Here is a 15,250-nt window from a genome sequence, read left to right as displayed (position 1 = left end):
GACCCCCTCCCCCAGCGCCAGGAACAGCGAGCCGCCCGTCTCCACGAGGGCGTGGTCGTCATCCAGCCCGAGGCTCGTGTGCGTGTAGGAGGTGTTCATCCCCCGGCCGAAGACGGAGCCACCCACCCGGCGGCGCTGGAGCGAGTACACGATGCCCGCCGCCAGCCCCGTGCGCCTCGCGCTGCGGCTGACTGCCTGGGACAGCTCCAGTTCGCCGAAGGGCAGCAGGAGGAGCTGCATGGCGCCGGCGCTGACGACGTCGGGCGCCAGCTCCAGCCGCACGCCCGGCGTCAGCCACGGTGTGAGGCCCATGCGGAAGTTGCCCAGGAGCATGGGCCGGCCGAAGTCGAAGTTGGAGCGGTTGACGTTCTCCCGCTCAATGCCCGCGGAGAGCCGGTAGTCGGCCACGCCCGGAGAGAGCTGCTGCCCGCTGAGGTAGTAGGGCGTGTTCACCTCGCGCGCCCGGCCGAACGCGTCCCGGATGACGTAGCGCGTGTTCCCCTCTCCCCGAGGCACCGTGAGGTTCTCCAGTCGGAAGGGGCCGGGCGGGAGCTCGGTGCGATTCACCAGGTGGTCGTTGACGTACACCTCCAGCGTGGACGGCGTGGCGACGTCCCCCGCGAAGTCCTGCATCGGGTTGCGCACGAAGTATGGATTCAAATCGAAGGTGCGCATGGCGTGGAGGCCAGCCACCACCGCGCCGCCGCCCAGCACGCCGCCAAAGCCCGTGGACTCACCGGCGATGGCGCGCACCATGTGCCTGGGGAAGTCCAGGGACAGCTGCGTGAGGCCCCGCAGGGGCGCGGCGCCGGGCCGCCACCGGGCCTGTGTCGTCAACAAGCCCCGCCCCATGGACGCGCCGGCCTCTCCAAAGAAGGTCAACGAGGTGTTGCGGGCGTGGGCCGCGTAGTTGATGAAGCCGCTGGGACTGCCGCGCACGGAGTAGTCCGCCGGCGCCTGTGGCCCCAGGTTGATGCGCGTCTGGCCAAAGACGGACGCGGGCAGCTCGCACGTCATGCTGACGGTCCGCTCGTCCAGGACGCAACGCCCTTCGGGCTCCAGGGAGCGCGCGGAGATGTAGGTCTTTCCCTCGATGACTTCCGTGCGGCCCCCGAGTGCCACCAGGTCCACGCCGTGAGCCTCCAGCGTGGCCGCGGGGAGCAGCACGTCGCTGCCCCACAGCATGGGGAACGTGGCGCCGCGAGGGACGCCGTTCAGGGTGAAGTCCGCGACGATGGGCATCGGCGCCGCGGAGGGGTTGTCGGCCACGGGCCCCTGCGCGTCCGCCAGCGAGGCCCCCAAGTACACTGATAGCGCCAGCGCCGCGCGAACCACGGCAAGACAGGTGGGGGCCATGGTTTATCGGTCAGCGCGCGCAGGGCGCGGGAGAATCCACGGGGGTGGTCTGACGGAGCACGCCCTGGTCGGTCTCCATCTCCACTTCCACCGTGCGGACCTTGCGGCAGGCCTTGCCAGCGATCTCCATGGCGTACACCTGCGCGTCGCCCGCCAGGACGTACCAGCCGGGCTCCTCCTTCTCCACCAGCCGCTTTCCCTGGGCGTCGAGCCCCCGGACCCGTAGGTTCCGGATGAAGAAGTTCACCGTGCCCGGGTTCGTCACCCGGACGTGGAACTTCGACTCGCGCAGCACGGCTTCCGCGATCTGCCCTTGAACAGTCTTCTTCCTGGGTGCGACAAAGACAGGCACTGAGACTCGGGTGAGGACATTCAACCCAGTCGCCTGGGTGGACGGTTGCAGCGGGGGGAGCTCCTCCACGACGATGCGGAAGGAGCGCTCGGTTTCCCGTGGAGCCGAGGAGCTGCCCACCCGGATGGGGCGGGACTCCCCGGGCTCCAGCGTCAACAGGGATGGGAAGAAGAACAGGTCTTGCGTCGGCGCGAGCGACATGCGCCCTTCTTCATCCTGGACCCAGGAATAGACAGAGGCTTGGAAGCGTGTGGTTTCGTTGCTTTTGTTCCTCACGTTCATCACCACGCCACGGACGCCCGCATCCAGTTCGAGCCGAACGGGGCTGACATCGAGCTCCGCCGCGCTCGCGGCCCCCATGGCAAGCCATTCCAAGGCAGCCGAGCACATCAGGCCGCCAGTCCACGACAGAAGACGGTTACGCATGTGTTGTCGCCCCGAATCAGAAGGTGATGGTGGCGACGACGGTGTCGTTGTACGTGCCAGAGGGGACGTTCTGGCCGCGGGGGACCGTGCCGTAAACCAGCACGGGGACGGGCAGGCCCGTACCCAGGAACGGGAGGCCCGTGCCCGCGGTGTTCCCCCACACGATGAGGCGGGTGACGTCCTGGTACAGGCTGTACGCCAGGTAGTCCGCCGACGCGGTGTTGCGCATCCGGCGCAGCGGGGCCGCGTCCGTCGAACCCGCGGCCGGGTGCAGGCCCTGGCCCAGGGTGATGACCGCGGTGCCGAGCAGGGTGCACTTCACGCTCAGCGAGCCCGTACCGAAGAGGTCAATCCCGAGCGCGGAGTTGACGACGATGGGATCGTACGTGCCGAAGTTCAGCGTGCCGCCGCCGATGCCGGAGCCGATGCTGCAGGAGCCACCGACGTTGGCGGTGACGTTCAGGTTGGCGGTGGCGGTGGCGGCCTCGGCGGGCGTGAAGGCGGCGAGGGACGCGGCGGCGGTGACAGCGGCGACGGCGGTCTTGATTGCGTTCATTTGAGTTGCGTGCTCCATCCAGCGGCCGGTTGATTCCGGCTGCGTCAGGGCATTGCAACCCGCTCGCCCACCGCTGAGCGGTCCGGCGCACCCATCCCTTCAGCGCATGTCGCACCCGCGCTTCGTGAACGCCTCCACGCAATACGTGAAATTGATTGCTCGCTTGTTTTTACAGCAAAACGCACACATATCCCTGGAGGGAGCCCCTCAGGGCGGGACGGCCAGGTCGCGCGGCGCGCGCCAGGTCCCTGGCATGGGGGCAACGTGGGAAGGGATGTGCCCAGCGGACGGAAGCGCCATGCCCACGCTGGGTCGTTTTCTTCCCACGCCTGGAACGGGGAGCGCGGGGGGGGGCCGGCGGCGCCTACCCGATGTCACGCGCGTTGCTCCGCCGAACGGAACTGAACCGCCCAGCATCTCCGCCCTTGAAACCCACGTCTGGCGAAGCGCCGGACCCGCTCAGTCGACCTTCGCCACGCGGCGGCGGTCTCCGAGGAACTCCTCCACGCCCTGGGCAATCGCCTTGGCGACCTCGGTTTGATAGACAACGGACTTGAGACGTGCCTCTTCGTCTGGGTTTGAAAGGAACGACGTCTCCACCAGGATGGCCGGCATCTTCACGCCCAACAACACATAGAAGAGCGCTTCCTTGTGGCCCAGGTCACGGATGCCCTTGTACTTGCGGGACAGGTCCCCCACGAGGCTGCGCTGCACGTGGTTGGCGAGCCGCGAGGACTCCTCGGTGTTCGCCTTCGTGGCCAGGTCGGCCAGGATGAACTGGAGGTCGCTGATGCCCTTCTCCGAGGACGCGTTCTCCCGCGCGGCCAGGCGGATGGAGTAGCGGTCCGCCGACGTGTTGAGGGTGTACGTCTCGATTCCGCGCAGCGTGCGCTTCTCCGCCGCGTTGCAGTGGACGGAGATGAAGAGGTCGCCGTGCTCGGCGTTGGCGTACCTGGCGCGGTCCTCCAGGCGGATGAACCGGTCATCGTCGCGGGTGAGCACCACCTCCAGGCCCTTCGCGCGCAGCTCCTCCGCCAGCTTGAGGGAGATGGCCAGCGCCACGTCCTTCTCGCGCGTCCCCTTCTTGCCAATGGCGCCCGTGTCGTGGCCGCCGTGGCCGGGGTCGATGACCACGCGCCGCACCTTCAGGCCGAGCTGCTCCACCAGCGTCAGCTCCATGCTGCGCGACTGCTTGGCCACGGCCTTCAGCCGGGCCTGCGCCACCTTGTCGTCCACCGGACGGGTGATGGGACGCGGGGGCTCGGCGGCCGCGGGCTTCGAGGCCACGGCGGCGGCGACGGCCGCGTCCAGGCTGCCTTCGCGCGTGTCCTCTTTCGCGGGGGCGCTCGGCGCCTTCTGGGGAGGCCTGGCCGACGGCTCGCGGGCCATCTTCTCGATGGCGGCCACCAGGCTGGACGAAGGCCGCTCCGCGGGCGCCGAGGCCTCCACGGCCGGCGCCGGCTGCGCGTCCTTGGACGTGTCGCTGTCGCCCGCGCTGGAGGTCTCCGCCACGGCGACCGCCTTGTCAGCGGTGCCTGTCTTTCCCGGCGCGGAGGCGTCCGTCTTCGCCACGACAGGCGCGGCCTTGCGCGGGGGCGGCGGCGGGGCCTTGGGCGACGGCAACGACGCCAGCAGCTCCCGCATCTCCCTCGCCCGGTCACCCTTGCCGTTGACGGCCAGCGTCTGGGTGAGGACCTTGCGCGCGGACTCCGGCTGGTCCAGCCGGTGGACGTGAATCTTCGCGAGCGCCAGCGCCCCGTCATCCGACAGTCGGTGCTTCGGGTAGCCCTCCAGCAGCCGGGTGTAGTCGGTGATGGAGGCCTTGAGGTCGTCCTCCACGAAGGAGATGCGGCTCAGCTCCTGGAGCATCTCCGCCGCGGTGAACAGGGCGTCCGGCGCGCGGGCCGACTTCGGGAAGCGCGCGGCCACGGACTCGAAGCGCGCCACCACGTTCAGCCAGTGATGGCGCAGCTTGCGCCGGGCCGCGTCGTCCTTCAACGCGTAGTAGACCTTGCGAGCACCCTGGTAGGCCTCCTCGGCCTCGTCTCGCTTGGCGGCACCCACCGCGCTCGGGACGAGCAGCAGCAGCACGGGCAGCACGATGACAAGGCGCGAGTGCATGGGGTTCCTCCGGGTGGGTGCGAGCTACAGGCGTGTGTCACACGGCCCCACCCCGCCGGCAAATTTTCAGCCCCCACCATCCGCCTCAGCGCAGCCAGCCCAGCACGCCCGCGAGGTCCTGGTCGATGACGCGCGCCCACCCAGGCTGCCGGGGCACCACCGCCGCCAGCACCTTCTCCCCGTTGCGCACGGGCGCCCGCCCCGGACGGACGCGCGCGCGCACCGCGTGCTTCACGTCCTGCCGGAAATAGTGGGCCGGAAAGGACACCTCGCCCCGAGTTTCCGGCAGGGGCCCGTCCGGCGTCAGCCACACCAGCGCGCCCAGCCGCAGCGGCTCCACCTCGGAGCGCCACAGCCGCCGCATCTCCCACGCGAAGTACCCCACGGCCACCAGCACGCCCAGGCCGATGCCCCAGGGGAGCAGCCCCACGCGCAGCGCCCGGGAGCGGGCGAAGCTTGCCTCGCGAGGCTGGCCCGGCATGGCGGGGTCCACCAGCAGCGTCACGCGGGCGCCCCGCCCCAGCCCTTCCGCGTACTCGGCGAAGGTCCGGATGCCGGCCACGGAGTGCTCCGACTCCGCGAAGGTGTAGAGCACCTCCAGGGTGGCTTCCCCGCCATCCCGGGCGTCCAGGGGCGGCAGGCGGGAGGCCATCACCAGCCCCTCCACCTCCTCCGCGCGGGCGGCGAAGCCCTGCTCCTCGACGAAGTAGCGTCCGGCCCAGCCGGCACCGGTGCCCAGGACGGCCACCGCCACCAGCCCCAGGAGGACGCCTCGCACCACGCGCCCCACGGCGCCGGGCACCTGCGTCAGTCGGACCTTTCGGGGGGCATGCGGAATGGCCAGCTGCATATGGCCGCACAGCCTACCCCAAGCGACGCGCACGCCGCCTCACGGCGCTTCCGGCAGCCGCACCCAGACGCCCCGGAAGCGCTTGCGCGACGCGTCCTTCAGCCGCTTGCACTCGACGCCGTCCACCGGCGCGGTGCCGTCGTCGCTGAGCAGCAAAATCTCCTCGGCGTCCTCCGGCGTGAAGAAGGCCTCCGGGTTCAGGCCCGCCAGGTCCACCGCCTCCACTGCGATTGGGGCATCCTCGCCGCCGCGCCAGGTGAACAGGCGCGAGGTGCCCTCCGCCGCCGTGCCACCGCTGATGATGAGGTAGCGGCCGCGCCACCAGGACAGCGAGCGGATGCCCAGGCCGCCCAGGTCCAGTTGCACGGGCTCGCCCAGCTGGGCCCGAGCGCCCTCCTCCACCAACGACACGGGATTGAGCAGCGGCACCAGCAGCGCCTTGCCGTCCGGCACGGGGCTGCGGAAGCCCACGAGGATGGAGCGCCCATCCGGCATGGCCGTCATGCCTTCGATATTGAGCCCGCCCGGGGCCTTGGGCGCCTTCGTCTCCGCGCCGTCCAGGCCGAAGCGCGCCAGCCCCGGCGCGGCGAGCAGGTCATCCAGGAGCTGCGTGTACGGCCGCCCCACCAGCCGGGGCCCCGCGTCCGTCTCCTCGGTGGCGAAGAAGCGCAGCCGGCTGGGCGCCTTCTTCCCGGAGCTGTTGCGGCCGTGCGACGTCAGCCAGAAAGACAGCGAGCCCAGCCCGGTGGCCGCCTCGATGTCCGTCTCCGGGGCCTTCTTCTTCGCCGCGGGCAGCTCCAGGTCCGGGGACAGGTCCACGCTCTGCACGGGCGGACCGCCCCGGCGCGCGTCGTAGACCCGGAGGACGTTGTCCTCGTCGTCGCCCACGACGAACAGGTCGCCGCCAAGCGCCACCGCGCCGGAGGCGTCACACATGCCCTGGAAGCGCAGGACGTCGCGGCCCTCCATGGACGCGGCGGCCACGGGGGCCGGCCTTTCGCCCACGCCGTGCGCCGAACAGCCCCACACCAGCACTCCCATGCAGACAGGCAGCAGCTTCATGGCCCCACTCTTGGCCACGGTCAGCACACGCGGGGAGTGGCGTGACGCTGACTGTGCGCTGGGCGACACGGGGACGGCGGGGCCGGCGCGGACTTTCGTGCCGGCCCCGTCAGGAACCTACAGGCACTGCCAGGTGCCTTCGATGCAGCGGCAGAGGGACCACTCGCAGTAATTGGGGATGTAGCAGCGGCGGTTGACGTTGGTCGAACAGGCCTTGCCCTCGACGTTCTGACACCAGTTCGAGGACGGGCCCGGCTCACACAGGTTCTGCTCCTGCGCGGCGACGTGCTCGACCGACTCGGGTGCATCCTCCTCCTGGCCTACGCCACACGCCACCAGGGACATCGACAACGCCATGACTGCCAATGCGTTCCGCAGCATTCGTGGGTTCCTTTCGCTCAGGCATTCTTGCCTGATGCAAATCTACACAGATTGCTCACCCCCACGCAGGAGGCGGGACAGCATTGCGAAATCATCCGGTGCATACCCGGCCCTCCGCGCCTGCTGGAAGGTCTTCGCCATGGCCGGGGGGAGGCTCCGGGCAACAGGTTTTCGCCAGGAGGGACGGGCGCTTAGACATGGGGAAATGAGCCTTTGGGTCCTCGTAGCAGCGGTCCTCACCGGGCTGTTGGCCGTCGTACCGCCGTGGAGGTTCGCGCGACGACGTCCCGGTTACAGCCACCTGCGAAACACCATCAGCGAGCTGGGGGAGACAGGTGCTCCGGACGCGGCCCGGGTGGCCTGGCTCGCCTTCGCGCCCCTGGGGCTCGCGGTCTGGGTGTTCGCGGCGTTGCTCGGAGGGCGGCTTCCCGAGGACGCCAGGACGGGGCTCGTGCTGCTCTCCCTTCTGGGCGTGAGCTATGTCGGCGCCGCGGTGTTCCCGTGTGACGCCGGCGCGCCGTTCTGGGGGACGTGGCGGAACCAGATGCACAACCTCGTCGCCGCCATTGGCTACTTCGGCGCGGGCGCGGGGTTGATCGAACTCGGGCGCACCTTCGAGGACATGGCAGCCGTGTCCGGCCTCGCGGTGCTCACGTCCGCGCTGGGCAAGGGCGTCCTCGCCGGAATCTTCGTGCTGTCGTTCGAGTCCCCCGTGCGAGGGCTCATTCAGCGCCTCATCGAGGCCACGGTGTTCGGCTGGATGGTCCTGGTGGGTGCGTGGCTGGTGCTCGGCGCCTGAATCAGGCTCGAAGGTAGCCGAACGCCCCCACCGCACGGGGAGGGCCACGCGGCCCTCTCCGTGCAGCCAAGGTCACGGGAACTCAGGCGGGCAAAAAATCGCGCACTCCCCCGGGATGACGGGGCTGCAATCTTCGGGGCAGTTGAACCGGTTCTCCGAGCCGCGGCAGATGCCGTCGCCGCATTGCGTGCAGTCGGCCGGGCAGGACTCACCCGCCTCACAGATGTTGTCACCACACGTCATCTTGCGGAGCCGGAAGGTCTGGTAGCAACCGCCGTAACGGTTGTCCATTTCGAGCGTCAGGGAGACGGGGTTGCTCGCAGTCACCGTGTGCATTCCCGCGTTCTGGCACTGGCCATTGTGCCGGTCCGCGTCGAACCGCACGTCCAGCGCCACGTCGCTGCGCCCGGAGATGCTGAACGTCTGCACGCAGCCGCCGTGGGCGTCGGTGGTATCGATTCCCCAAGGGCCGGCCCAGCTGAGTACGGGGCCCACGGGGATGGCGTACGTCCCAGGGTTGTCGCACTGCCCGTTGGAGGTCGAGCCGCTGTTGCCGTAGAAGCTGACCGTCAGCGCCAGCCCGCTCAGCTCACCGTAGGGGTCATGGATGCCAAACTTCTGCCAGCACCCCTGCGGCCGGGAGTCGGTGTCCAGGCGAACCTGGCTCGTCCATTGCCCCAGGCCCCGGCCTTCGGAGACATTGAAGCCGTTACACTCGGGCGACACGCCGCTGTACGCGCGAAAGTCATGCCAGAACTGAACGCTCTCGAGCGCGTCGCTCCGGGTGCCGAGCGTGTCGGCTTCGGGGCTTTCCTCCTGAATGTCGGTGCCGCAGCCAGTCGTGAGGACAGCCGCGGTCGCAAGCATGGCCGCATGGGTGATGCAGTTCTTGAACATGGGGGGTTCCCTGGGGTGAGGTGGACTCAGAGGGTCGAATTGCGATGCTAGGATTTGCGGCAAAGCAAGACGCACCACAACGGCAACTCTACGCATGACCAGGCAATGAAGTCGAGCAGGCCACTTGCACGGCTTCATGGCAAGGCGCGTCATCCAGGCGGATGTGAATGTTCACGAACTCCTCCCTCATGCCGTGCAGGGAGGAGTCTGGAATGAAACCCTTCACGCCAGGCATCATCGCGCCTGGGTGGCCCTCCCGTTGAGGTACGTCTGGATTACCGGAATCTGGCTGATCTTCGTCGGGTCGCCCCCCTTGGCCGGGTCGAAGTCGAGCGGGTTGGCCCCCAAGACAACGAAGTCGGCCACCTTGCCGGGCTCAATGCTGCCCAGCAGCGTGTCAAGCTCGTGGTGACGGGCGGGCACCACGGTGACAGCGCGCAGCGCCTCCTCGACGGTCGCCGCATGCTTTGCCCCCAGCACGTATTCCTTCGTGAAGTCCGGATAGGACCAGGTGCGCCGCGTGACGGCCTGCTCCACGAACCAGAGCGGGCGCGTCGGCGTCACCATTGAATCGCTGTGGAGCGAGAACGGGATTCCATTCTCACGATCGTAGGCGATGGGATCGAGTTCGCTGGCGGCCTCCTCCCCTATCATCCCCACGAACGCGTCGCCCCAATACGCCACATGCCCGATGAGGTGCGTCACCTGGATGTCGAGCGCCGGCACCGGCTGCCCACTCATGGCACCTGCCCCCTTGCGCAGGTCACCAATGCGCTGGGAGACCGCGGGCTGGCCCACCGTGTTGTGGATGAGGAGAACCCGGTGCGGGTTCTCCTTTGACTGCTGGAGCTGCGACAGCGCGTCGAGCGCCCACGTATTCGCCCCGTTGCCGTTGGCGTGGATCTGGAACCGCCACAAGCCCTGCTCCCAGAGCGAGCTCACCTGGTCGACGATGTCCTGCACGCTGTCGTAGTTGGCCCGGCCCTCACCTTCGCCCGAGCAGTGTCCGCCCTCCAGGTACTGATAGGGCGCCCCGAGCTTCGCGGTGCAGCCCTGCGTCGAGCCATCGACCCAGAGCTTGATTCCACCCGCCCCCAACCACTTCGGCAACGCGCAGTCATTCCCGGGCTTCGGCTCGCAGGCGGGCGCGGTCGGCTGGAGCTTCGCCGCGTTCGCCGCGTCAGCGACCACGACCCCCGTGATTCGGAAGGGGAACCCGGGCAGTTCGGTGAACCGCTTCACGGCGTTGACCTGCGACACGCTTTCGAGTCCACCGTCAGCAATGGTGGTGACGCCCGCGTCCCGCAGCGCGCGAATGGCACGTTCGATGTCCGCGCCCCCCTGCTCCGCGAGCTTGACCGGATCGGAGTGCATCGACGCCATGGGCAGATTCTGCGACAACGCCTTCATGAACGGCGCGTACCCGGACGCCTCCCGAAGCAGGCCCGTGAAGTTCCCATCCTTGTCCGTGACCCACTCCCCGCCGCCAGCCTCGACCGACGCGGGGGGCGTGCACGTATTGCCTGGGGTGCTTGGACAAACGACATCAAATGCCTTCTGGTTCACGTAGGCCAGGTGACCCGACTGGTCCAGGATGAGCACCGGCCGGTCCGCGCTCACGCACTTCTCAAGATAGAACTTCGGCTGCGCCGTGAAGTCCGGAGGCCCCCCTTGCCCGCACGGCTCCGTGGCGGGGTTGAACACCTGCCGCGACGGGTCCAGATTCATGCCCAGAACGAACGTGTCGCTCCCTACGGCGCTCGCGGCCTCCACCTTCATCGCGGCGAGCGCGCTCAGCACATTGTTGCGGCGCTTGCAGTCCGTGGTTGCCCCCGGCGTCTGGTACGGAGGTGGCAGGCAGGGCGCCAGGTCGTGGGTGCCCAACACGCTCTGGAGGAGCGTCGGCAGGAAGTGCAGGTGCGGGTCGAAGAAGCCCGGCATCAACACCTGCTCCGGCGCGAGCTGGACGACCTCCACCTGGGAGCCCAGGCCCTGCCGCAGCTCACGCTCGGTGCCGACCTTCAGGATCTGGCCGCGGTCGTCCACCAGCACGGCTTCGGCGATGGTCCCCTGGTCATCCAGGGTGACAACCTTCCCGACGAACAGGGTCGCGACAGGCCTCGCGGGGCCACGCTCGATGGGCGCCGCGCAGGACGACAGGAATGCGAGCGCAGCTATCAGCATGGAACCGCGAGGAAACGCGCGGGGAGGACGTGAGACGGCGCTACGCAGAGACCCAGTCATAAGGCTCCTTTGAGGGGGGGGTGGACAGCATACGCAGAAAGGCAATTGAATCCATACAGGCAACCACAGACACGTCAGCGAGGGGAGTGACGCGTCAAACGAGACGCTGGGGCCAGGAGTCGCCGACGGTCGGTATGCCATGATTGACACGCCAATCGAGCACGTTGACGCGTCAGCCCCCGGCCTGATGGAAGTCGGGCGTACTTTCGATGACATGTCGTTGCTGTCCGCTTCCCACCTGTCACGTCCACGCTGGGCAAGGGGAGCCTCGCGGGAATCTTCGTGCCAGCGTTCGAGTCCCCCGTGCGTGGACTCGTTCAACGCCACATCGAGGCGGCGGTGTTCGGTTGGATGTTCATGGTGGGTGGGTGGCTGGTGCTGGGAGCCTGAGCGCATCTGCGCTTCCGGAGCAGGTGCCGTCGTGTGCTCGCGAAGGCCGAGGGGTGATGACGCCAGACATCACCCCGCCAACGGCTGTCATCAGCGGCGGGGGACTTCGCTGACGAGGACAGCCCTACGGCCCCCGTGAATCCAGGGACTTGGCATTCACCCCATGAAGCACCAGCGCTGGCACACGCCGTGCTCATGGAGCAGGCATCCCCACGGTTCCTTCCTTCGAGGCCCTGTCCCATGACGATCTCCTCCCTGTCGCGCCCGTCCTCCAGCCCCTGCGCGAAGCGTCCTCCCGAGGCCGCGCAGGCCCCGCAGAATGTCGTGGTGAAGGTCGTCAACCCGGACGGCTCGCCGGTGAAGACGGTGGACTCCGCGAAGCAGCCCCAGGAGTTCGCCGCGCTGCTGAAGAAGCTGGGCCTGACGAAGGAGTCCCTGCTGAAGGGCGAGGGCGCGAAGGGCCCGTGCCCGAAGCCCACCGAGTCGCAGCAATTCCAGCAGAACTGGCGCCGCGACAGCTTCGAGCCGTCCAAGGCCCAGGCCCAGAAGCCTCAGCCGACTCCCGCCCAGGCGCAGCCCACGCCGCCTCCCGAGCAGGCGCAGGGCGCGAAGGGCCCGTCCTCCGGCAAGAGCGCGGATGGGGTGGCCCAGGATATCGCGAAGCAGGCCACGTCCTGGAAGTACGACTACTCGGGCGGCAAGACGTGGGATGCCGCCATGAAGAACGCCAGCACCTTCGACAAGACGCAGTCCGGCGTCTGCGTGGACATGGCCATCGAGGCCGAGCAGCGCTTCGAGCAGGCCGGCGTGGACGCGCGCGTCGTCTTCGGCAAGACGGACCGGGGCGACCACGCCTGGGTGGAGTTCAAGGACGACAAGGGCCAGTACCAGGCCTTCGACCCCACCGCCGCGGCCTGCACCAAGAAGGCCGACGACGCCATCACCCCGTATGACAGCGGCAAATACCAGTACCAGGGCGTCACCCAGACCCACCAGGCCGTGCCCTGAAGCCGCCGTTCCCCCTTCAGGCCCCGACCTACTCCAGCTCGCGCTGAAGCTTCGCCAGCAGGTTGAGCGCCTCCAGGGGCGTCATCCGATCGATGGTCGCCTCCTTCAGCGCCTCCAGCGCCTTCTGCTGCGCGGGCGTCACCCCCGCGGGGCCCTGAGCCGTGGGCGCCGGCTCCGCGCCGAACAGCCCCAACTGCCCGGACGTAGCCCCACGGCGCCCACCCTGCGGCTGCCGCACGGCCACCCGGGGCCGGCCCGCGTCATCCAGCTCCCCGGACTCCAGGTTCTGGAGCAGCTCGCGTGCGCGGCCCACGACCTCCGGCGGCAGGCCCGCCAGCTTCGCCACTTCAATGCCGTAGGAGCGGCTGGCCCCACCCGGCACCAGCTTGCGCAGGAAGATGACCTTGCCGTTCTGCTCCTTCACGGCGATGCACAGGTTCTTCACCCGGGGCCGCTCACGGGCCAGGTCCACCAGCTCGTGGTAGTGCGTGGCGAACAGCGCGCGCGCCCCCACCGTGTCGTGCAGGTGCTCCGCCACCGCCCAGGCAATGGAGAGCCCGTCGAAGGTGGACGTGCCACGGCCAATCTCATCCAGGATGATGAGGCTCTTGCTCGTGGCGTGGTGGAGGATGTGGCTGGTCTCCGTCATCTCCACCATGAAGGTGGACTGCCCGCGCGCCAGGTTGTCCGCCGCGCCCACGCGCGTGAAGATGCGGTCGCACAGGCCGATGCGCGCCGCCTTCGCCGGGACGAACGAGCCCGCCTGCGCCATCAGCGCCGTCAGCGCCACCTGCCGCATCACCGTGCTCTTGCCGGCCATGTTCGGACCGGTAATCACCATCAACTGCGCGTCCTCCGCCGGATCCAGGCGGACGTCATTGGGAACGAAGGAATCCCCCGCCCCCAGCATGCGCTCCACCACCGGATGCCGCCCCGCGGTGATGCTGAGCGCCACGGACGCGTCCACCACCGGCCGCGTGTAGCCATACTCCGCCGCGCACCGCGCGAAGGACAGCAGCGCGTCCCCGGTGGCCACCGCCTCCGCGGCGGACCGGATGCGCGGCGCCGCCGACACCACCTGCGCGCGCAGCTCCTCGAAGAGCTGAACCTCCAGCGCGCAGCGCCGCTCCTCGGCGGTGAGGACCTGCTCCTCGTACTCCTTCAGCTCCGGGGTGACGAAGCGCTCGGAGTTCACCGTGGTCTGCTTGCGGATGTAGTCCCTGGGCACCCGGTCGAGGTTCGACTTCGTCACCTCCAGGTAGTAGCCGAAGACCTTGTTGTAGCGGACCTTCAGCGAGGAGATGCCGGTGCGCTCCTTCTCCCGCTGTTCAATCTGGAGCAGCAGGTCCTTGCCGGACGTGGACAGCGCCACCAGCTTGTCCAGCTCCGCGTGGAAGCCGGCGCGAATCATGCCGCCGTCCTTCAGCGTCACCGGCGGCTCGTCCGCCACCGCGCGCGCCAGCAGCGCCGCCAGCTCCGGCAGCGCGGCCAGGGGCCCCGTCAGCGACTTGAGCAGCGGGGACTCACACCGCGCCAGCACCGCCACCACCCGGGGAAGCTGCGCCAGCGACAGGCCCAGCGCGCGCAAGTCCCGGGCGTTGCCCGCGCCCAGCGACAGCCGGCCGCACAGCCGCTCCAGGTCCCCCACTTCCTTGAGGATGCCGGCCAGCTCCTCGCGCCACACGCTGCGCCCGGACAGCTCCTCCACCGCGTCCAGCCGCGCGTGGATCTCCGGCAGCGAGCCCAGCGGAGACGAAAGCCAGCGCGCCAGCTTGCGCGCGCCCAGGCTCGTCACCGTCTTGTCCAGCACGCCCAGCAGCGAGCCCTTGCGCCCGCCGTCCCGCAGCGAGCGCAGCACCTCCAGGTTGGCCCGCGAGGACTCATCCATCAGGAGGTTGCCGCCGCGCTCCTGCCGGCTCAGCCGGTCCACGTGCGCCGCCGCCGTCTTCTGCGTGTCCTTCAGGTAACGCAGCGCCGCGCCCGCCGCCCCCGCGGCCAGGGGCGCGTCATCCAGTCCGAAAGCGGACAGCGACTGCACCGCGAAGTGACTCCGCAGGTAGCCCGCCGCCCGCGTGGGTTCGAACGACGCGGCCTCGCCCTCCGCAACCGCCGGAGTGCGCACCAGCCGGGCGAGCAGCTGCGCCACCTCCGGCGCGTCTCGCTTCCCGTCCGGCACCAGCAGCTCGCGGGGCTCCACGCGCGACAGCGACTCCGCCAGCTCCGCGATGCCCGGGGCCTCCAGGGCCATGAACTCGCCGGTGGACGCCTCCAGCAGCGCCGCGCCCCAGCCCTTGTCGTTCCAGGACACGGCGGCCAGGAAGTTGCTGGCCTGCGGCTCCAGCACCTCTTCGTCCAGCACCATGCCCGGGGTGATGACCCGCGTGACTTCCCGGCGGACGATGCCCGGCCCATTGCCCGGCTCCTCCACCTGTTCGCAGATGGCGACCTTCAGGCCCTCCGACACGAGCCGGCCGATGTACCGCCGCGCGGCATGGTAGGGCACCCCGCACATGGGCACCTTGTCCGCGCCCTTGGCTCTCGCGGTGAGGGTGATCTGGAGGATCTCCGAGGCCTTCACCGCGTCCTCGAAGAACATCTCGTAGAAGTCACCCAACCGGAAGAACAGCAGCGAGTCCGGGTGGAGCGCCTTCACCTCCATGTACTGGCGCATCATGGGGGTCAGGGAGGCAATCTCCCTGGCGCCCGCCGCCTCGCTCACCGGCCCCACCTCGGGCGTCATGTCCCCGGGGAGCTCCACCGCTGCGGTCCTGCCTGCCTTCGCCTGCTGCGTCACGGCCATCCCTGCCC

General features: G+C 69.2%; 12 protein-coding genes. 2 read left to right on the top strand and 10 right to left on the bottom strand.

Annotation, left to right across the window (positions count from 1 at the left end; translation table 11 throughout):
• The 7 genes from G4D87_RS19295 to G4D87_RS19265 form a co-directional block, all read right to left on the bottom strand.
• Positions 1–1,356: fimbria/pilus outer membrane usher protein (locus tag G4D87_RS19295; RefSeq protein WP_163783529.1), on the bottom strand; the 1,356-nt coding region annotated here is incomplete at its 3' end.
• 10 nt (positions 1,357–1,366) lie between these two features.
• Positions 1,367–2,068, bottom strand: coding sequence for a fimbrial biogenesis chaperone (locus tag G4D87_RS19290; RefSeq protein ID WP_275902289.1), 702 nt, complete (start codon positions 2,066–2,068; stop codon positions 1,367–1,369).
• Positions 2,069–2,150: 82 nt separating this feature from the next.
• Positions 2,151–2,690, bottom strand: coding sequence for a fruiting body development fimbrial-like coat protein PRU (pru, locus tag G4D87_RS19285; protein WP_163783527.1), 540 nt, complete (start codon positions 2,688–2,690; stop codon positions 2,151–2,153).
• 459 nt (positions 2,691–3,149) lie between these two features.
• The gene (locus G4D87_RS19280; RefSeq protein WP_163783526.1) at positions 3,150–4,811 is read right to left on the bottom strand and encodes an N-acetylmuramoyl-L-alanine amidase; all 1,662 of its coding nucleotides are present in this window, start codon (positions 4,809–4,811) and stop codon (positions 3,150–3,152) included.
• A gap of 85 nt (positions 4,812–4,896) precedes the next feature.
• Complete coding sequence (locus G4D87_RS19275) at positions 4,897–5,661, bottom strand: DUF3592 domain-containing protein (RefSeq protein ID WP_163783525.1); 765 nt, start codon at positions 5,659–5,661, stop codon at positions 4,897–4,899.
• A 39-nt stretch (positions 5,662–5,700) separates the two neighbouring features.
• A complete protein-coding gene (locus G4D87_RS19270) occupies positions 5,701–6,723 on the bottom strand; it encodes a DUF3616 domain-containing protein (RefSeq protein WP_240358407.1) in 1,023 nt (340 codons plus the stop codon).
• 117 nt (positions 6,724–6,840) lie between these two features.
• Positions 6,841–7,104, bottom strand: a complete 264-nt coding sequence (locus G4D87_RS19265; RefSeq protein ID WP_163783523.1) for a hypothetical protein — start codon at positions 7,102–7,104, stop codon at positions 6,841–6,843.
• A gap of 205 nt (positions 7,105–7,309) precedes the next feature.
• Between G4D87_RS19265 and G4D87_RS19260 the strand changes: the two genes are divergently transcribed.
• Entirely contained in the window at positions 7,310–7,903 is a 594-nt protein-coding gene (locus G4D87_RS19260) for a DUF998 domain-containing protein (protein ID WP_163783522.1), read from the top strand.
• 72 nt (positions 7,904–7,975) lie between these two features.
• On the opposite strand, the gene G4D87_RS19255 is transcribed toward G4D87_RS19260, so the two are convergent.
• Positions 7,976–8,800: a hypothetical protein gene (locus tag G4D87_RS19255; protein ID WP_163783521.1), complete on the bottom strand. Its 825-nt coding sequence runs from the start codon at positions 8,798–8,800 to the stop codon at positions 7,976–7,978.
• Positions 8,801–9,034: 234 nt separating this feature from the next.
• Positions 9,035–11,044, bottom strand: a complete 2,010-nt coding sequence (locus G4D87_RS19250) for an amidohydrolase (protein WP_163783520.1) — start codon at positions 11,042–11,044, stop codon at positions 9,035–9,037.
• A 630-nt stretch (positions 11,045–11,674) separates the two neighbouring features.
• On the opposite strand from G4D87_RS19250, the gene G4D87_RS19245 reads away from it, so the two are divergent.
• Positions 11,675–12,442 carry a transglutaminase-like domain-containing protein gene (locus G4D87_RS19245; RefSeq protein ID WP_163783519.1) on the top strand — a complete coding sequence of 256 codons (768 nt, stop codon included), beginning with the start codon at positions 11,675–11,677 and terminating at the stop codon, positions 12,440–12,442.
• Between the two features lie 28 nt (positions 12,443–12,470).
• Here G4D87_RS19245 and mutS read toward each other — a convergent pair whose 3' ends face one another.
• On the bottom strand, positions 12,471–15,242 hold the full coding sequence (gene mutS, locus G4D87_RS19240; protein ID WP_163783530.1) for a DNA mismatch repair protein MutS: 2,772 nt from the start codon (positions 15,240–15,242) through the stop codon (positions 12,471–12,473).
• Positions 15,243–15,250 lie beyond the last annotated feature (8 nt).

The organism is Myxococcus vastator (genome assembly GCF_010894475.1).
In the GTDB taxonomy this organism is placed as follows: domain Bacteria; phylum Myxococcota; class Myxococcia; order Myxococcales; family Myxococcaceae; genus Myxococcus; species Myxococcus vastator.
Note: the sequence above shows the minus strand (reverse complement) of the source record. Positions and strands in the feature narration are given on the sequence as shown.